Raw genomic sequence first — 17908 nt, 5'->3', positions numbered from 1 at the left:
TGCCGCAGATAGGAATGCCTCAGAAGGGTTGCTCGTCCCTACGGTCGTCATCCGCATAGGCGAGGAACTCGGCGTGAGTGGACCGGTTCTCGCGCCAGTACTTGACGGGGGTGCTCGGCCTCGCGCGAAAGTCGACACTTGTCATTACTAGTTCTTCCTTGGCTCGCGAGATCGCGACGAAGAATTCCGATGTAGCCGCGTCGCCCCAGAAGAGCTCCTCCTCGACTCCAAGCACAATCACCTTCTCAAACTCGAGGCCCTTGCACTTGTGGATCGTCAGAATCCGCACCGCGTCTAGTTCGGATAGCCGCTTGAGTGCTTCCACAGGGCTCCCGTCTACGGCCAACTCTCTTCCGAGCGCCTCCATAGCGCCTTCAATGACCTCATCAAGTCGGGTGCCTTGTTGGTAAGCCGGCGACAAGGCGTTGATCACTGGGCGCGTCACGACGTCCAGGAACTCGGTGATGACTGGCCGCCAGGCAGCGACGTCTTCTCGCGCGAACGAGGGCATCTGGACCCGTGCCCGCGCGCCCCGGAGTACTCGCTTGAGCTGGCTGTCGAACTGACGCGCTGCTTCTTCAGATGCGCTGGCGCGCGAGGCGACTCGCACCAGTTCGGCGTACGCCTCGGGATTGCGCTCGCCAGCCACGACCCACATGAAGTTGAAGATCATTGCCGCGGCGGGCTCGGCGGCTAGATCTTGACTCTCCTGCTCGTTGCGGTACGCAATGCCGCGATCATGGAGTTCCTCCGCAAGCGCCTCGGTCACCTGCTTGGACTGCTGGCGGACCAAGACTGCTATCTCGCTTGGCGGCACGCCATTATCGAGCCAGCCATCGATGAGATCCACGACTGCCGCTGCTTCTTCGATCTGGCTGTCGAAATGGAGCACGCGAATGACACCCTCGTCGCCCAAGAGGTCCTCATCTGGGCTGGCGGCTGCGGGATCCATGTCCGCGATCATGCGGTTCTGCATTCGACGAAGGCGCGGCGCGGCCCGGAAGTTCTGGTAGAGAGGCAACGACGCCGCGCCAAAGTCTTCAGAGAACCTCTTCATGATCCCGTCGAGAGCGCCGGCCCAAGCCATGATTCGTTGCTTGACGTCCCCGACAGCTGTCAGCTTCGCGTTCGTGCCCAGGAAGGCGGTTCTCACGAGCTGATACTGGTTCCTGGTGGCGTCCTGGAACTCGTCCAGAAACACGTGGCTGTAGGTCTGGCGCAGAGCGCCTCGGGCGTACGAGTTGTTCTCCAGGATCTCGAGTGCGAGTGGAACGAGGTCATCGAACGTGATCTGCACGCCGTGGACGCGAGTGCCAGCATCGATGCGATAGTCGGGCTGCAGCTCGTTCTGACCAGTTAGCGCTGGCCGGTAATTGTCGATCAGGTGCTTGGCGAAGGCATGGAATGTGAAGCTGTCGAACCGTGCCGCGTGCTGCGCTCCCGATCGCTTGCGTACACGTTCCCTGAGGTTTCGGGCGGCGTCGACCTTGAAGGAGATGGCGAGAATCCGCCGTGGGTAGGGGCACTCACCGGTACGCAACAGGAAGTCCGCGCGCTGCGCCAGGAGTTCGGTCTTGCCGGCGCCCGGGCCTGCAGCGACGACAACGCTCAAGTCGGTTGTGGTCGCGGCGGTGAGCGCATTGGGCTCGAGGGTGAGGTCATCGACGGGCCGCCAGTCCTCTGCCCGGATCACTCGGGCAACTCCGCTAGCTTCGCCTCTACCTGCTCGACCAGTCTGGCGAGTACGTCAGGGAGACCATTGAGGAGCTCCTCGTCGGTCAACCGGGATAGTGCCGCGAGGTGCGTCGCTGGCTTGCTCGCGAGGTCGAACTTGGCGTGGTAGTCGTCGAACAGGTCTAGGAGGTCATCGCCGAGCCGGTCCTCATTGACGTGGCTCTTGCCCAGCACGGCGACAATTGTCGACTCGTCAGGTGTGGATTCCTCGACTTCATACGCATCCGGGTATGCCTCAAGCATCATCAGGTCAAGGTCGAGAGGTGCCGAGAAGAAGACACCTCGACGCTCGAGCGCCGCAACCGGACCGCGACCGGCCTCGTACTTGGGATCGTCCAGCTTCGGGAAGTCAGTGTCGTCGTTCCACTTAGGAAGAGCACTGATCGCCTCCTCCTTGAACGGCGGGGTCGCGTTGATCTTGTTGACCTGCCGCAGCGCGTTGCGAACACGCCCCCATCCGCCGTGGAAACGCCCCGAGTCGAGGTCGAGTAGCGTGACGAACGGAATCTCCAGCCCATTCAGCAACCGCCAGAAGTGATTGACGTGGCGACCACCTAACGGCACCACAGAGACCGATGCGTCGTCTTCCGCAACACCTGACGCCGCCAGGACACGTGGCAGGACAACCTGCTCACTGTCTCCCTCGCCCAACACAACCAACCTGGAGAAGTAAAGCTCCGGGTAGGCCTGGACAGCCTCCCGGACGTATTTTGCCGCATCCTCATCGTCGTCAGGCAGGATGATGCGGCGCACCGCCGTTTCTCGCTGAGCGTCGAGGCGGAGGAAGCAGATCGACTCAGGGTGAACCCGGCGCAGCAGTGCTGGTGTATGGGTGGCGATGAGTGCCTGCACGTCGCCCTCCTCACAGGCTCCGCGCAGCTGTCGAATGATCCGACCAAGGTATTGAGGAGCAAGGCTGTTCTCGGGCTCCTCGAGCGCGATGAGGGTGTGGACGGGCGGCCGCAGGCGATCGGGGTCCAGCGACGGTTCCTTGCCGGCGAGTACTTGCCGAGCCAGCCCCTGCCATGCAAGCACCATCGAGATGTACAGCAGGGACTTCTGGCCGTCGCTGAGCCGTTCAAACGGCAATGGCGCCTCGTGGTGCGACGGAGAGAAGGTCACCGTCAGCTGACGCAGGACTCCCTCAAGCTCACCACGCCCGAAGGCAATGGAGGGATCGGCGAAGAAGGACCCCGTGTGCAGCCCCGCCCACTCCTCCGCCAACTGGGTGCCAATTCTCGCAACGGCGGCGTTGCCGACGAGCACGTCGGTTACGTCGGCCATGAGGTCGTTCAGTGAATCGCGTTCGGTACTCCAGTCGGCCGCCCGAAGGGTGCGGCCTATGAGCGATGCGGTCGTGTATGAGATGTGGTCGGCGGGGTCCCGGCGCGCCGGAAGATAGTGGACCTCGATGTGGCCGCGGTCGTATCGCGACATGTCCGCACAGCTTGTTGGCTCGTCGTCCTCGTCGACAGCTAGGACGTACTCGATCTTCTCGTCGATCTCGCCATCCGCTGCGAGGACCGCGGTCAGGCGGACTCGCACCTGAGGAACAGCGTTCTCGCTCTGGATCGTCATGTGCGAGAAGTTCGGCGGAACGGATGCGTGCACATCGTCGCTGTCTGCCTCGCGAAACTCGATGTCAACCTCAAGCCACAGTCTGGGCTGCTCGGCGTGAACCTCGCGAGCCGTCCGGTCGACTGGCACGTGGAAGTCCTCAACTCGGATCTTGCGCTGCGCGAGAATCGGGCTAAAGAGTCGCGAGAGCGCTTCCAAGACCGCTGTCTTGCCTGCTCCGTTAGGCCCTAGGACATAAGTGACGTCCTCGAGCTCGATCGCGGTCGGTCCAGGACCGAACGACTGGAAGTTGCTGAGACGGAGCTGAGAAAACCTCATCGCCGGTCTCGGCTCCCCTTGGGAAGCGCTCCGGATCGTCGCCGGGCCGACAGGTCGAGCACGTCGGCATCGAGGCTCGACAGTGGTTCCCATGACACCCAACTCTCGAAGTAAGAGCGTCCCAGACCGCACTGCTGTACCGCCGCGCTCAGAGCGTCGGCGTCACCTAGGAATCGCCGCTCAAGCGCCTGCTTCATCCACACGGCGCGCTCGTTGCCGACTGTCACGGGCTCGTTCTTGTTCCAGCCTCTTGCGGATATCTGCTTGTACAAGCTGCGGGCCTGATCGGCGTCGATGCGGCCCAGGTTCTGAAGTCGCACCACCATCGCCTTGATGGCGACGCCCCACCGGCCCTTGAGATTGGCGAGGGTAGTGAGCGTGACTCGACCACCCAAAGCCTCTAGGTCACTAAGGAACGCGTCCCCAGGGAGAAGGAACGCGCCGGCGAAGCGATGAGCCTGCTTCTCAATCGCCTTGGCCTGCTCAGCTGTGCCAGGCGGAGGCCAGGTGGCGTGCATAGTGACGTGGCCGAGCTCGTGGGCGAGGGTGAAGCGCTGGCGGTCTCCTGGGACGCCACCGCCCGGCGCCGGACGGCTCGCCCTCAGAACTGAGACCCCGTCGACGTGCATCGACATGCCCAGGTGCTTCCCGAGCTCGCTATCGAGGGGCAGAACTACACATCCGAGACGCTCGGCAGCTCGGGTCACGTTCGGCACCCATTTGACCGGGTCGACCCCGGCTTCCTCGCGAACCTCGAGTGCGAACTCCTCGATGTCGTCGTCGTTGTTAGGATCACCATCGAACAACGGCAGCCGCTCCGGGATTCGCCTGAGGTGAAGCTGACCGATGAACTCCATCGCAAGCAGAGTGTCAGCGACGTACTCGTCGACAGTCTTCTTCGGGGCGTCGGCGTAAGCGCGAAGCCAAGGGCGGGTGTAGAGCTGGTCGGGAAGCGGACGGCCGAGCACGTCGGTCGAGCAGTCAAGGGCGTGCGCGAGCCGCACCGCCGTCTCATCGTCGACTTGCTGGTGACCGCTTTCGATCCGATTGAGAAGGCTGACAGACGTGTTCAGTTGGGCGGCTAGGTCGGACTGCGTGGTGGCACGGGCGGTGCGGAGGCGGTTTAGACGCCCGCTGTCGAGGTAGGCGTGCACGATGACCTTCCTTCGTGGCTCAGGCGGGCCGAGCAGTGGCGCCTGGGGATGGTGGCGGTCGGGGGAAGTGGCTGCCAGGGTGACGGGCCGGGGTGCGACTACATCGCCTGGCCAATCTCGCCCTCTGCGGTGTCGTCCTCGTCGTCGTCGAAGCTGACACCGAAGTCATCCTCGTCGTCGGGCTGGAAGCCGGTGTTGGGATCGATCGGCGCCGTAGCGGTACCAAGCGGGGTAATCGGGCCAAGACGAAGACGCGGGACACGGTCGTCGGTCAGCCCGTCGACACGGGCCGCGAAGATGTCGACGATCATGCCGGTGTCGTCGACTGTGTAGGCCATCACCCACCTCTCGTGCCGGTACAAAGAGTCGGGCTCGGCGTCGGAGATGGTCATGATGGATTCGGAGGTGCAGAGGATGTCGTAACCACCCGTCTCAGGGTCCGGGTCAGCCTTGAGCACCCGGAACCTACGGTCGGTGTGGTCTTCTTCGACGAGGCACTGCACGTCGCAACCGCCCCCGACGACAGGGATCCGACCGAGACCGAGGCCAGTCGCGCGCTCGTCGATCGTGCTGAGGACGAGTTCACGTCCCATGCTGGACTGCGGCCGCCTTGTCCTTCTAAAGGCACGGTCTGACTGGACAGCCTTCTCGATCTTGTGGCCGCGCTCGCTGAACGCCTCGAGGATGCAGTCGGCGAGCTGGTGCATGAGATCCATGCGACTACTGTGACATTTCGCGGAAAGTTTTTCAAGCGATTGTCGCTTTGCGTCTTGTCGCCCCTCGACTCGGCGACCTCGAGGGAGAGTGCGTACCGGGCCTGATCCCGCCGACCCGACCGGCTCGCAGCACAACGCGACTGGCGTCCGAATCTGCTCCTCATCGACCGCGTGGCGGAGTTTCCTGCGGACTGCGTGCGGACCGCAGGGGCCTACATTCACTCTGACCTGGACAAACACGCCGATTCACACGTTGAAGCGGAACTCCACCACGTCGCCGTCCTGCATGACGTAGTCCTTGCCCTCCATGCGGGCCTTGCCCTTGGCGCGGGCTTCGGCGACGGAGCCGGTCTCGACGAGGTCGTCGAAGGAGATGATCTCGGCCTTGATGAAGCCCTTCTGGAAGTCGGTGTGAATGACACCGGCGGCCTGCGGCGCGGTCCAACCCTTGCGGATGGTCCAGGCGCGGGTCTCCTTCGGACCTGCCGTCAGATAGGTCTGCAGGCCGAGAGTGTTGAAACCCTTGTGCGCCAACTGATCCAGACCCGGTTCCTCGATGCCGACTGATTCCAGCAACTCACGCGCTTCGGCGTCGTCCAGTTCGGCGACCTCGGACTCCAGCTTGGCGTTCAGGAAGATCGCGTCGGCGGGAGCGACGAGTTCCTGCATCTTCGCTTGGAAGTCATCGTCGGTGAGCTGGTCCTCGTCCACGTTGAAGACGTAGATGAACGGCTTGGTGGTCAGCAGACCGAGTTCGCGGACGGCTTCGAGGTCGATCTCGCCCGGGTGCTTGGACAGCGGGTCACCGGTCTCCAGGATCTTCTGGGCGGCGACGGCGGCGTCCAGGACGGCCTTGTCGGTCTTCTTGCCCTTGACCTCCTTCTCCAGACGCGGCACGGCCTTCTCCAAGGTCTGCAGGTCGGCCAGGATGAGCTCGGTGTTGATCGTCTCCAGGTCGGACGATGGTTCGACCTTGCCGTCGACGTGGTGGACGTCGTCGTCGACGAAGGCGCGCACCACCTGACAGATGGCGTCGGCCTCGCGGATGTTGGCCAGGAACTTGTTGCCCAGCCCCTCACCCACCGAGGCGCCCTTGACGATGCCGGCGATGTCGACGAAAGAGACCGTCGCGGGAAGGATCTGCGCGGAACCGAAGATTCCGGCGAGCACCTTCAGGCGCGGGTCGGGCAACGGGACGACGCCGACATTGGGCTCGATGGTCGCGAACGGGTAGTTCGCGGCGAGCACATTGTTCTTGGTCAGAGCGTTGAACATGGTGGACTTGCCGACGTTGGGCAGTCCGACGATTCCGATGGTGAGGGCCACGGGACAAGGAGTCTACCGACCCCTTCGCCAACCCCTGCACGTGCACGCACCCAGCACCACATCCCCGCCCGGTGATGGTCGGGGAGGTTCGGTGATGTTCAGTGATGTTCCTTCCAGCACGCAATGACGTCGGCAGCGATGGAGTAGGCGAACTCCACCCGGCTGCGCTTGAACGGTCCGATCGGATCGTCCATCCCGGTGCTGTCGACGCGAAGGGTGAACGCGTCCCTGGCGAACAGGACGATGCCCGGGTCGGCCTGAGCCGCAGGCAGACCGAAGGCCGCGAGCCCAGTGATCGGGCGGGAGCCGGCGATGCTCGAACGCTGCTGCGCAAGGCTCTGGGTCGCGGCGGTCGGCGACCGGTGGGCCAGCACGGTGAGTACCAGCGGGCCGTCCGCCAGCCGGAAGGTGCACACGAACTGCTTGCCGTCCCAAGTGCTCGCCCCCCGGGGTTTGGACCCGAGTTGCAGATGTCGCTGCAGGCTGTCCTGGATCTCCGGCCCGCACACCATCGAGGCGGCGTCCGGCGCAGCGCCGGACGACGTGCCCCCCGAGCTCTTCACGACCGCGCTCGGCGGCGTGGTCGCCTGGGTCGACGACGATTGTGCTGAAGAAGCACATCCGGTGAGCGCGAACAAAGTCAGGGCGAGTACCGGTGCGCGGCGCATGATTCCCTCCGTCCGGTCACGCACGGTGCGAACTCATCAACCGCGCGTAAACCACGATGTTGTCCTCGTAATGGCCGACCGACCGGTCGAACTTGCCGCCGCAGGTGATCAACCGCAGCCCGGCGTGATCGAGATTTCCGTAGACCTTCAGGGTCGGGAACTCCGCCTTGTGGTACTGCTCCACCCCTTCGACCCGGAACACCGCGACGATGCCATCGGCGCGGGTGACCGACACGGTCTCACCCGGCTTCAACTCACCCAAGCGATAGAAAACGGAAGGTCCGGCTTTCTGCGAGTCGACGTGGCCGACAATGACAGAAGGGCCGATCTCACCGGGTGTCGGCGAGCGGTCGAGCCAGCCGGCGGGCGTCTGCAGGTCAGCGGGTGGAATGGCCACCACACCGTCGGCGTCCAGTCCATAAGAAGTAAGGGGCTCGCGGCTCATCGAAATCGCCGGCGCATCGAGCCGAACCGGCCGCGACCGGCTGATGACCGGACCCTTCGTCGCCTTGGGAGCGGCCGCCCCCGAACCGGACGCGGGCCCCTGCCCGGGGGTGGAAGGCGCCGGCACGGTGGACGGCTCCCCTTCAGCCGCCGGCAACGATGCGGCGGCCGAAGGGGAACTGGGCGGTGCGGGAGCCCGCAGGGCGTGCACCACCAGCAGCGATCCGACGAGCGCCATCAGTACCGCGACCACCAGGACGAGACTTCTTCCCATCGGCCCGGACAGCTGGGTTCTCATGACAATCTCCGCTCGTCGGATCGCTGTTCGGGGCTCAGTGCTGCTTGCTGAAGCGTCGACGCGTCACCAGCAACGCACCCGCGCCCATGAGCAGTACTCCGCCACCGGCGTAGTACGCGCCGGTGTCACCCGAACCGCTGGCGGTGCTGCCACCACCGGTCGGCACACCGCCGTCAGGCATCTCGTTCATCTGCGAGCGGTTGAGCTTTCCGCACAGTGCCGGCGATGTGGCGGCCAGCGGCAGGGACGGCACGAGGTCGCTCTTCGCGGCTCGTGCGGCCGCCGGGATCTTCGCCGGGTCGAGCCCGTGGACGACGACCACGGCGGTCCCCTTCTTCAGCGCCTCCACCGACTTGGCGTCGAGGGAGATGGTGCGCTTGTAGGTGTACTCGGAGCCGCTGGGCGCCGCTTTGACGTCGACGCCGGCGGCCGGGCTGGTGTCGCCCTTGACCGAAAGCGTGGTGACGATGCCGCCGTAGTGCGGAGCGCCTTCGGTGGTGCTGACCACGCCGTCACCGTTGCTGTCTGCGGACGTGTCGGGGCACATGCCCATCGCGCCGCCGTGGATGTGCTGAACGTGCGGGTACGGCGCATCCATGAACGTACTTGCCAGGCCCGACACCTTCTGGGTGACCGTGGCCTGGTTGCCCTGCAGCGTGAGCCAGAGCGAGCCGGACGCACCGGACCCGTTGATCGGGGCAAGGTTGGCCTCATAGGTCCAACCCGTGTCGGCCTGAGCTACCGGCAGCACTGTCGCACCCGCCGCGAGTGCGGCGATCGGAGCGAGGAGAAGCATCTTGGAATTCATCGTTCGGCCTTCCTGGAATGCGGCCGACCCGGTGTCGACCGTTCAGACTCGGGAGCCGCGTGCGCGGTGACTGCCGCGGTGCTCGTTCCCGGCCTTGCTCCAGTGATTCGGAGCGGGGTGGGAAACGGATTGGAACAATTTTCCTTCGTCTCGGACGAACCCCGTCTCGATCAGTTGCTCTGCAGCTCTCTGCCCTTCCATTCCGGCAGTCCGAGGGCCGCGAACATCGCCACGGCGAATGACACCGCGATCAGGACGAAGGTCGTGCCGGTGCCGTAGTTATCGTGCACCCACGGCACGAGCAACGGGCCGATGATGGACGCGATCCGGCCGAACGCCGTCGCGCTGCCGCTGCCCGTGGCACGCATCGTCGTCGGGTAGACCTCGGGGGTGACCGCGTAGAGCGCACCCCACGCACCGAGGTTGAAGAACGACAGTAGGCAGCCGGTCAGCAGGATCGCCGACTCCGAACTCGATTGCCCGAACGCGATGGCCGAGGCCGCCGACCCGAGCAAGAAGGTGGCGAGGGTGAACCGGCGTCCGATCTTCTCGATCAGCACCGCCGCAACCGCATAGCCGGGCAACTGGGCGAGCGTGATCCACAGCGTGAACTCGAACGACTTCGCCATCGGGAAACCCTGCGCGACCAGGAAGGTCGGGATCCACAGGAAGGCCCCGTAGTAGGAGAAGTTCACCCCGAACCAGGTGAGCCAAAGCGCGACCGTGCGTCCGGCAAAACGCTTCTCCCACAACGCTTTGATCGACGGTTTCGCAGCGGGCGGCGGTGTCGGTGACGGCACGGGTTCTATCCCGGACGCCTCCTCGAAGCGCCGCACCGACGCTTCCGCCTCGTCGATCCGTCCGGCTTTCTCCAGGAAGCGCACTGATTCCGGCAGTCCCCGGCGGACGTAGATCGCATACAGCGCCGGGACGACACCGAGCACGAGCGCCCAGCGCCAGCCGTTCTCCTGCGGCACGACGTAGTAGCCGATGAGCGCGGCGAGGATCCAGCCGACCGCCCAGAAGGCTTCCAACAACACGACCATGCGCCCCCGGATCCGAGCCGGCGCGTACTCGCTGACCAACGTGGACGCGACCGGCAATTCAGCGCCGAGGCCCAGGCCGATCACGAAGCGGAACACGATGAGCATCCAGAAACCGGTCGACAACGCCGAGAACCCGGTCGCCAGGCCGTAGACGATCAAGGTGAGCGCGAAGACGTTACGCCGGCCGATGCGGTCGGCGAGGTATCCGCCCATCGACGCGCCCACGGCCATGCCGATGAAGCCGACGGACGCGATCCAGGAGATCTCCGCGGTCGACAGGCCCCACTCCTGCTTGATGGCGACCATCAGGAAGGAAATCAGTCCGACGTCCATGGCGTCGAGGGCCCAGCCGATGCCGGAGCCGCCGAGCAACCGTCCGTGCAGTTTGTTGAACGGCAACCGGTCGAGCCGTTGGCTGCGGGTGAGCTCGCCATTGGCGACGCTCCTGGTGCCCTCAGTGCTGACGGCGCTGGACATAGGTCCTCCTGGGTGCGGGTGCGGTGCGAAATCTATCGCCCCGGTGACTCGCGTGCGGCAGTTCGCCGCCTACGGTGCTTGTCGGTGGTCGATGCAAGGCTGAAGTCATGAGTCAGATCGGGTTCTTCGTCCTCGGCATGGTCGTCGGTGCTGCGGTGGCCGCAGTGGTGCTGTGGTCCTGGTTGCGCACGCGGTACGAGGCGCGCATGGTGGGCGCGACCACCGAGGCCGGGCTACTGCGCGAGAGGGTGATCGACCTCGAAGCAGCGCTGGGTGAAGACCAGCAGACCGCCCAGGCACTGGCCCCGCTCTCCTCGACGCTCGCCCGGGTGGAGCGGCAGGTGGAGGCGCTCGAACGCGACCGCGCGTCCCAGTACGGCGCCCTCGGTGCACAACTGCGCGCGGTCAACGAAACCACCGGCGCGCTCCATCAGCAGACCGCGGTGCTCGCCGGTGCGCTCAAGTCCTCGAACACCTCCGGGGCCTGGGGTGAGATGCAACTGCGCCGGGTGCTTGAGCACGCCGGCCTGATCAAGCACTGCGACTTCGACGAACAGGTGCGCGCAATCAGTAGGCACGGCAAAGACATTCGCCCGGACGCCGTCGTCCGCCTTCCCGGTGGCAAAGTGCTCGTGGTCGACTCGAAGGCACCGATCCAGCACTTCCTCGCGGCGCAGTCCGGCGAGGTCGACGACACCGAGCGCGAGCGTCTGCTGCGCACCCACAGCACCGCCCTGCGCGGCCACGTCGAGGCGCTGTCGGCCAAGGACTACTGGAGCGGCTTCGCGACGACGCCCGAGGCGGTGCTCTGCTTCGTGCCGTCCGAGGCGATCCTCGCGGCGGCGGTCCGTACCGACCCCGACCTGATCGATCGCGCGATGGCGCGCCGGGTACTGCTGGTCTCCCCCGCCACCTTGCTGAGTGCCCTGCAGACCACGGCGCTGGTATGGCGTCAGGACGCGCTGGAGTCCAATGCCCAGGAACTGCTCACGATCGGACGCGAGCTGTACGAACGCCTCGGCACCCTGGGCAGGCACACCCATCGCATGGGCGACTCGTTGCGCCGGTCGGTCGAGGCGTACAACGCGATGGTCGGCACGCTCGAAGCACGTGTGCTGGTGTCCGCGCGGCGGATGGAGTCGCTGGGTCTTGCTTCCGAGCCAGTGCCCGACGTGCCGCCGATCGAGCAGGCACCGCGCCCACTGACCGCCGCTGAACTCATCGACGCGCTCGACGACGAGGTCGGCCGACCGGCCCTCGACTTCGGTGCCCCACCGAGCACGCAGCGCGGGTCCGAATCGGCCTGATTCAACCGGTGAGCTGCCTGCCGGTTCCGGCTTCCTGCATGCGCCGGCGAGCCGTCGTGGTGCCCGCCCCGACCGGTCGAACCCCGACGGCCTTACCGAGCCCGAACGCCGGCATGTTCGCGTAGACCGTCTCGTGACTGCCGGGCGAGATCTCGTAGGTCTCGTGCCAGATGCCGACCGTGCCGTCGTCGCCGACGCGCCGCATGAACGCGCGCCACGGCTCGAGGTGGGGAGCCTCACGGTCGGAGGCGAAGTCCTGCAGGTGCTGCACGGAGCGCCAGTAGGTCAGCGCGAGCGTGGTACGGCCGAACCACAGGTCGTACGCCATCATCCCCACCTCGGGCCGCTGCGCGAGGTACTTCAGCATCTTCGGCATCGCGGTGAAGACCGGCGCCCACCGATCCGGCCGATGAATCGCGTTGAACCGCATACCGATCAAGAACACGACCGCTGCGTCGACCGGCTGGTTCGTGTATCGGCCGCAGTGGATCCCGCTGCCCGTCCGTGCCATCGCGCACCACCTCTTCGAGTTTCAGAACGACGTTATAAAACAAGGTTATGAGACGATTCGAGGTATGGCAAGACCCCAGGTGTACGACGATGCGCTGCGAACCGGACTGATCGGTGTCGCGACCGAGCAACTGGCCGACGGTGGCGCAGACAGCCTGTCGCTGCGGCGCGTCGCCGGCGCCGCCGGGACCTCGACGAACGCCATCTACACCTTGTTCGGCGGAAAGAACGAACTGATCGAGGCCGCCGTCGTGGACGCCCTCTCCAGCTTCGCCGCAGCCCAGGAGTCCGCACCGCTGAGCGACGATCCACTGGTCGATCTCCGATCGCTGAGCGACGCCTATCGACGATGGGCCATCCAACGCCCTGCCCTCTACGCGGTCATCTTCGGCGGACGTCTGGGCCAACCGGTCGAGACCGGTCGCACGATTCAGGCGGGCGAGCGCGCCCTCGCCCCCTTGGTCGCTCGCGTCGCACGAGCAGTCGACGCCGGCATGCTGCGCCCCGAGGATCCCGAGCTCATCGCTCGCGCCATCTGGGCCGCCGTGCACGGCGCCGTCTCGCTGGAGAGCCAGGGACTGGCTGACGAATCGCTCTACCGCGCGGTCGAGGCCGCCCTGCTGCGCGGTTGGGCACCGGACCCTCCGCAATAATCGGCGGGTGAACCGAGCCAGTGACGACCAGGTGCGCCAACTGCTGGTGTACCTGTCTGCAGCACTCATCGCCGGCGGCGCCGGATCGCATGAGGTCGAGCGGGATATTCGGGTCATCGCCACTCGACTCGGACACCCGGGCGTCCAGCTGCACGCGCAGCCGGTCGGCGTGGCGCTGTCGCTCGGCCACGGCAAACCCGCGACCTATGAGTCCGTCGAGGGTCCGCTGCGTCTCGATCAGTCCGCAGCGGTCGCTGCGATCCAGCAAGGCCTTCTGGCCGGTTCGATGGATCCGGATGAAGCCCTTCTGCGCCTGCGGGGCCTTCGCGCCCAGCCGCACCGACACCCCGTCAGCGGGATGTACTTCGGCGGTCTGTGCGTCGGCGTCGGGCTGGCCCTCATCCTGCAACCGTCCTGGGCAGCGGTCGCGTTCGGAGCACTCATGTCGCCGTTCGTCGCGATGCTCATGCGCGGCACGGGACGCGGGCTGCTACCCGCTGCCCTCCTTCCATGCGTGGCTGCGTTCGGAGTCTCGCTCGCCGCGTTCTGGGCGTACCGACACGGTTACGTGGCAAGTCCATTGCGCACCCTCCTGCCGCCGGTGGCGGTCTTGCTTCCCGGCGCAACGATCGTGACCGGCCTCTCTGAGCTGGTCAATGGTGCGGTCGTCAGCGGAACAGCCCGATTGACTTCGGGCGCAACGCAATTGGTGATGTTCGCAATCGGCATCGTCGGCGCCGCTGCACTGTTGGACGTCGACGCCGGAGCCCTGCAGAACGCCCGCACCGACGACCTCGGCTGGTGGAGCCCGGCTCTCGGACTGCTGCTGGTGACCGCCGGGATCTGCTTGCAGGAGTCCGTGCCTCGGACCATCGCGCCCTGGGTGCTGTTGGTGCTCGCCGCGACGATGACCGCTCAGCTGATCACCCAAGCACTGACGAACACCGCCTGGACCGGTGCCTTCGTGGGCGCGATCGTTGCGAGCGTCACTGCGTGGTCTGTCGCGGTGCTTCGCCGGGGGTTGCCCCGCATGGTGCTCTTCCTACCGAGCTTCTGGCTGCTCGTGCCAGGGTCGATCGGCCTGGTCTCGGTCGCTCAACTCGGGCTGGAACCGGAGCTTTCCGGCCCGACCGCAGCTCTCGCGGCCGGCGTGATCCTCGCGGTCGCCCTCGGCCTGGTGATCGGCACGACGCTGGCCCGTTTGGTGCGCCTGGCCTACGTCGCGGCACGGTCCCGGCGGGCGAGTGCCGCCGCCCGCTGAAGCTTCGGCCAGATGCCTGGGGTGACGAGAACCGCCCGCGTCAGGACGCGAGCGAATCTCGATACCCCGCGCCACTGGCGCCGATGTCAGCGACGGCGGAGGAATGACCTCAGTGCAGTGAGCCGGCGTCGTGGCGCACCTTGTCGGCGTCCGCGCCGTTCTTGGCCTTGAGGTCGCGACGTAGTTCGTTCGGGAGCGAGAACAGCAGGCTCTCCTCGGCGGCCACGATCGGCTTGACGTCCTCGTAACCGCGCTCGGCCAGGTAGCTCAGCACATCGCGCACCAGCACCTCCGGCACCGATGCACCGGAGGTGACGCCGACCGTCGAGACGCCCTCGAGCCACGCTTCGTCGATCTCGTCGGCGTAGTCGACCAGATACCCGGCCCGGGCGCCGTGCTCGACGGCCACCTCGACCAGGCGCACCGAGTTGGAGGAGTTGCGGCTGCCGACCACGATCATCAGATCGGTGTCGGGCGCCATCTGCTTCACCGCAAGCTGACGGTTCTGCGTGGCGTAACAGATGTCGTCCGAGGGCGGATCCTGCAGCTTGGGGAACTTCTCCCGCAGCCGGCGCACGGTCTCCATCGTCTCGTCGACCGACAGCGTGGTCTGCGACAGCCAGACGACCTTCTCCGGATCGCGCACGGTGACCTCGTCGACGTGGTCAGGGCTCTCCACGAGCGTGATGTGCTCGGGTGCCTCGCCGGACGTGCCGACGACCTCCTCGTGGCCCTCGTGCCCGATGAGCAGGATGTCGAAGTCGTCGGACGCGAACCGCTTGGCCTCGCGGTGCACCTTGGTGACCAGCGGGCAGGTGGCGTCGATCGTCTTCAACGACAGCGCAGCGGCCTCGTCATGCACGACCGGCGCGACTCCGTGGGCGGAGAAGATGACCGTGGCGCCCTCGGGTACTTCCTGGGTCTCGTCGACGAAGATCGCCCCACGCTTCTCCAGCGTGGTCACCACGTGCTTGTTGTGCACGATCTCCTTGCGGACGTACACCGGCGGTCCGTACAGGTCGAGCGCCTTCTCGACGGTGATGACCGCGCGGTCGACACCGGCGCAGTACCCCCGCGGCGCAGCCAGCAGGACGCGCTTGGTGTCGGTGCTCTCAGCGCGAACGGTCTCGGTCGTCGAAGTCATGCTTGCCATGGTAGGTGAGCGAGCGCCGCGTCCCGAATTGCAGCCACCCTGCGATCTGTCTCACATCGCGAGATCTTCCCGACTCCAGGCAACCGTTCACCGCGGTCACGGCGTCGATGGTTATGACGCGGACACGGGGGTGCCGCGCTCACGGGGGTGAAGGGTCCCGCGTATGTCATTCAGGGGAGGACATACGCGGGACCTTTCCATGTGCCCACGTCGGCAAGACGAACGCGGCTTATTCTCGGCAGCGTGACTCCCCTGCCCGAGAAGGCCGCCGACACCACGGCCGACGAGCCATGGCCGCTGCGCCTGCTGAGTATGAAGATCGGCGACTACATCGACAAGATGTCACCGGTCTGGGTCGAGGGGCAGCTGGTGCAGGTCAACCGCCGTCCGGGAGCGCCCACCGTCTTCCTCACCCTGCGCGACGCCGACACGGAGTTGTCGATGTCGGTCACCACCCACGTCAACACGCTGAACGCGATGGGACCGTCCGTGCAGCCGGGCGCTCGCGTGGTGATGCATGCCAAGCCGACCTTCTGGTCGCGCAACGGTTCGCTGCAGTTGGACGCGCGTCAGATCCGCGCCGTGGGCATCGGCGAACTGCTCGCCCGGGTCGAGCGCCTCAAGCAGTTGCTGCGCAGCGAAGGGGTGTTCGATGCGTCCCGCAAGCGGCCGCTGCCGTTCGTCCCCAAGACCGTCGGACTCATCTGCGGACGCAACAGCGCGGCCGAGCGCGACGTGGTCGAGAACGCTCGGCGCCGTTGGCCGGCCACGCGATTCGAGATCCGGCAGGTTGCCGTCCAGGGGTCGTCGACGGTCGAGGAGGTCACCACCGCGCTGAGCGAGCTCGACGCGCATCCCGACATCGATGTCATCGTGATCGCCCGAGGCGGCGGATCGTTCGAGGATCTGCTGCCGTTCTCCAACGAGACGATGATCCGAGCGATCTCGTCGGCGCGCACCCCCGTGGTCAGCGCCATCGGGCACGACGTGGACAGTCCGTTGCTCGACTTCGTCGCCGACGTCCGCGCGTCCACCCCGACCGACGCGGCAAAGCTGATCGTCCCCGACCTGCAGGAGCAGCTTGCCGGTGTTCGCCGGTTGCGCGAGACGGGTGCACACAGCCTGCACCGGCGCATCTCCCACGAACGCCAGCGGATCGACATGCTGACCAGCCGTCCGGTGCTCGCCGACCCGCAGACGATGGTGCAGACGCGCCGCGAGGAGATCGTCCGACTGCAGGAACGCGCACGACTTCGGTTGTCGCACAGGCTCGAACGCTCGCACGACAGCGTTACGCACCTGCAGGGGCAACTGCGCGCACTGTCGCCGCAGCAGATCCTTGAGCGCGGGTATGCGGTCGTGCGTCAGGTCGACAGCACCGTGATCACCGACGTCGCGGACGTCTCAGCGGACGACCTGCTGCGGGTCACCGTGGCGCGCGGCGACTTCGCCGTCCGTCCCGTCGCGGAGCCCGCGTCGTAGGCTGGCACGCATGCCGAAGCAGCAACCGAAGACCGAAGCAGCCGCCGCCGGCGACGAGTTCGCCGACGTGAAGGAACTCGGTTACGAAGAGGCGAGGGACGAGCTGGCCCGCATCGTCTCGACGTTGGAGGCCGGCTCGGTGTCGCTCGAGGAGTCGATGCGGCTGTGGGAGCGCGGCGAGGCCTTGGCCAAGCACTGCCACACCTGGCTGGACGACGCGCAGGAGCGGGTGCAGCAACTCACCGGCGACGAGCCCGCCGACGACTGACCTCGCTACATCCGTAGTAAACGAAACCGGTTGCTACCAGGACCGATTGCCGAGGGCGAACCTCAGGACGTCTTGGCCGGCTTCAACAGCGAGGCGAACTTCTGCAGCTCGGACCACTCGCCACGACCGGTCACAATCGTCGAGAGGCCGTTCAACGGATCCTTGCGCACCAGCGACGACTGCTTGTTGCTCGAGCGGTACAGCTTGGTCCACTCGGCACCATCGACCTGCACCGTGCCTTGCGGTTCGGCGTAGTTGGTCTGGTGCTTCACCCACATCTCGGTGGGTTCGGCCGTCTGCTGGACGGCGATGTACTTGCTGTCGGGCAGGTCGTAGCCGGCCTGCCAGGTCGGTGGCTGGTTCTGGAAACGGATGACCCGGACGTTGGCAGGGATCCACTCCTTCGGCGCCGGCTGCGGGTAGGACACCTGCCACTTCAGCGAGATGTTGGTCTCGCGCGCGATGGCGGCGACGTCGACGCCTTCGCGATCGATCTTGTTCACCCGGGGAATCAGCGCGTTCCAACCGATGACGCCGAGCATGACGACGAGCATCGAGATGATCATGCTCTTTGCGTTACCGCGCATACCCCGTCGCTTCGGTGCCGGCTGCTGCGTGCCGGGCTCCTGCGGGTGCTGCTGCGTGGCGGTTTCGTCGACGGTCACGCCGTCCATCGTCCCTCATCGCGGGCGTGACCGCGCCATCGA

The 17908-nt window shown here is 65.9% G+C and carries 18 protein-coding genes and 1 pseudogene; 6 read left to right on the top strand and 13 right to left on the bottom strand.

Annotated elements, in window-relative coordinates; translation table 11 throughout:
• Positions 1-19: 19 nt before the first annotated feature.
• The 3 genes from FB459_RS05520 to FB459_RS17740 are packed head-to-tail and all read right to left on the bottom strand — an operon-like array spanning position 20 to position 4265.
• Positions 20-1693 carry a UvrD-helicase domain-containing protein gene (locus FB459_RS05520; protein ID WP_141927733.1) on the bottom strand — a complete coding sequence of 558 codons (1674 nt, stop codon included), beginning with the start codon at positions 1691-1693 and terminating at the stop codon, positions 20-22.
• Positions 1690-3630, bottom strand: coding sequence for an ATP-dependent nuclease (locus tag FB459_RS05515; protein WP_141927732.1), 1941 nt, complete (start codon positions 3628-3630; stop codon positions 1690-1692). Before FB459_RS05515 ends, FB459_RS05520 begins: the two co-directional genes overlap by 4 nt.
• Positions 3627-4265 carry an ImmA/IrrE family metallo-endopeptidase gene (locus FB459_RS17740; protein WP_246092331.1) on the bottom strand — a complete coding sequence of 213 codons (639 nt, stop codon included), beginning with the start codon at positions 4263-4265 and terminating at the stop codon, positions 3627-3629. Before FB459_RS17740 ends, FB459_RS05515 begins: the two co-directional genes overlap by 4 nt.
• Before the next feature lie 6 nt (positions 4266-4271).
• Here FB459_RS17740 and FB459_RS17735 point away from each other — a divergent pair, with 6 nt between their 5' ends.
• On the top strand, positions 4272-4715 hold the full coding sequence (locus FB459_RS17735; RefSeq protein ID WP_246092330.1) for a hypothetical protein: 444 nt from the start codon (positions 4272-4274) through the stop codon (positions 4713-4715).
• On the opposite strand, the pseudogene FB459_RS18195 reads toward FB459_RS17735, so the two are convergent.
• The 7 genes and pseudogenes from FB459_RS18195 to FB459_RS05480 form a co-directional block, all read right to left on the bottom strand.
• A pseudogene (locus FB459_RS18195) lies at positions 4653-4784 on the bottom strand (helix-turn-helix domain-containing protein); the annotation flags it as partial. The gene FB459_RS17735 and the pseudogene FB459_RS18195 overlap by 63 nt on opposite strands.
• A 98-nt stretch (positions 4785-4882) precedes the next feature.
• On the bottom strand, positions 4883-5500 hold the full coding sequence (locus FB459_RS05505; protein ID WP_141927730.1) for a hypothetical protein: 618 nt from the start codon (positions 5498-5500) through the stop codon (positions 4883-4885).
• Positions 5501-5746: 246 nt separating this feature from the next.
• Positions 5747-6826: a redox-regulated ATPase YchF gene (gene ychF / locus FB459_RS05500; protein ID WP_141927729.1), complete on the bottom strand. Its 1080-nt coding sequence runs from the start codon at positions 6824-6826 to the stop codon at positions 5747-5749.
• 98 nt (positions 6827-6924) lie between these two features.
• Positions 6925-7494, bottom strand: coding sequence for a hypothetical protein (locus FB459_RS05495; RefSeq protein ID WP_141927728.1), 570 nt, complete (start codon positions 7492-7494; stop codon positions 6925-6927).
• Between the two features lie 16 nt (positions 7495-7510).
• On the bottom strand, positions 7511-8236 hold the full coding sequence (locus FB459_RS05490; RefSeq protein ID WP_141927727.1) for a class F sortase: 726 nt from the start codon (positions 8234-8236) through the stop codon (positions 7511-7513).
• Positions 8237-8270: 34 nt separating this feature from the next.
• Positions 8271-9044: a CHRD domain-containing protein gene (locus tag FB459_RS05485; protein WP_141927726.1), complete on the bottom strand. Its 774-nt coding sequence runs from the start codon at positions 9042-9044 to the stop codon at positions 8271-8273.
• Between the two features lie 170 nt (positions 9045-9214).
• Positions 9215-10567, bottom strand: a complete 1353-nt coding sequence (locus FB459_RS05480) for an MFS transporter (RefSeq protein WP_141927725.1) — start codon at positions 10565-10567, stop codon at positions 9215-9217.
• A 107-nt stretch (positions 10568-10674) separates the two neighbouring features.
• Here FB459_RS05480 and FB459_RS05475 point away from each other — a divergent pair, with 107 nt between their 5' ends.
• Complete coding sequence (locus FB459_RS05475) at positions 10675-11874, top strand: DNA recombination protein RmuC (protein ID WP_141927724.1); 1200 nt, start codon at positions 10675-10677, stop codon at positions 11872-11874.
• A gap of 1 nt (position 11875) precedes the next feature.
• Here the strand turns inward: FB459_RS05475 and FB459_RS05470 are convergent, their stop codons facing one another.
• Positions 11876-12385: a DUF4188 domain-containing protein gene (locus FB459_RS05470; RefSeq protein WP_141927723.1), complete on the bottom strand. Its 510-nt coding sequence runs from the start codon at positions 12383-12385 to the stop codon at positions 11876-11878.
• 64 nt (positions 12386-12449) lie between these two features.
• Here FB459_RS05470 and FB459_RS05465 point away from each other — a divergent pair, with 64 nt between their 5' ends.
• Both FB459_RS05465 and FB459_RS05460 read left to right on the top strand, forming a co-directional pair.
• On the top strand, positions 12450-13037 hold the full coding sequence (locus FB459_RS05465) for a TetR/AcrR family transcriptional regulator (protein ID WP_141927722.1): 588 nt from the start codon (positions 12450-12452) through the stop codon (positions 13035-13037).
• Between the two features lie 7 nt (positions 13038-13044).
• On the top strand, positions 13045-14298 hold the full coding sequence (locus FB459_RS05460) for a threonine/serine exporter family protein (RefSeq protein ID WP_141927721.1): 1254 nt from the start codon (positions 13045-13047) through the stop codon (positions 14296-14298).
• Positions 14299-14407: 109 nt separating this feature from the next.
• On the opposite strand, the gene FB459_RS05455 is transcribed toward FB459_RS05460, so the two are convergent.
• Positions 14408-15442, bottom strand: coding sequence for a 4-hydroxy-3-methylbut-2-enyl diphosphate reductase (locus FB459_RS05455; protein ID WP_141927720.1), 1035 nt, complete (start codon positions 15440-15442; stop codon positions 14408-14410).
• Between the two features lie 252 nt (positions 15443-15694).
• Here FB459_RS05455 and xseA point away from each other — a divergent pair, with 252 nt between their 5' ends.
• Positions 15695-16933, top strand: a complete 1239-nt coding sequence (gene xseA / locus FB459_RS05450; protein WP_141927719.1) for an exodeoxyribonuclease VII large subunit — start codon at positions 15695-15697, stop codon at positions 16931-16933.
• 10 nt (positions 16934-16943) lie between these two features.
• A complete protein-coding gene (locus tag FB459_RS05445) occupies positions 16944-17201 on the top strand; it encodes an exodeoxyribonuclease VII small subunit (RefSeq protein WP_141927718.1) in 258 nt (85 codons plus the stop codon).
• A 62-nt stretch (positions 17202-17263) separates the two neighbouring features.
• Here FB459_RS05445 and FB459_RS05440 read toward each other — a convergent pair whose 3' ends face one another.
• Positions 17264-17866, bottom strand: coding sequence for a DUF4245 domain-containing protein (locus FB459_RS05440; RefSeq protein WP_170221740.1), 603 nt, complete (start codon positions 17864-17866; stop codon positions 17264-17266).
• Positions 17867-17908 lie beyond the last annotated feature (42 nt).

The sequence above is a fragment of the Yimella lutea genome, assembly GCF_006715095.1.
Taxonomy (GTDB): Bacteria; Actinomycetota; Actinomycetes; order Actinomycetales; family Dermatophilaceae; genus Yimella; species Yimella lutea.
Note: the sequence above shows the minus strand (reverse complement) of the source record. Positions and strands in the feature narration are given on the sequence as shown.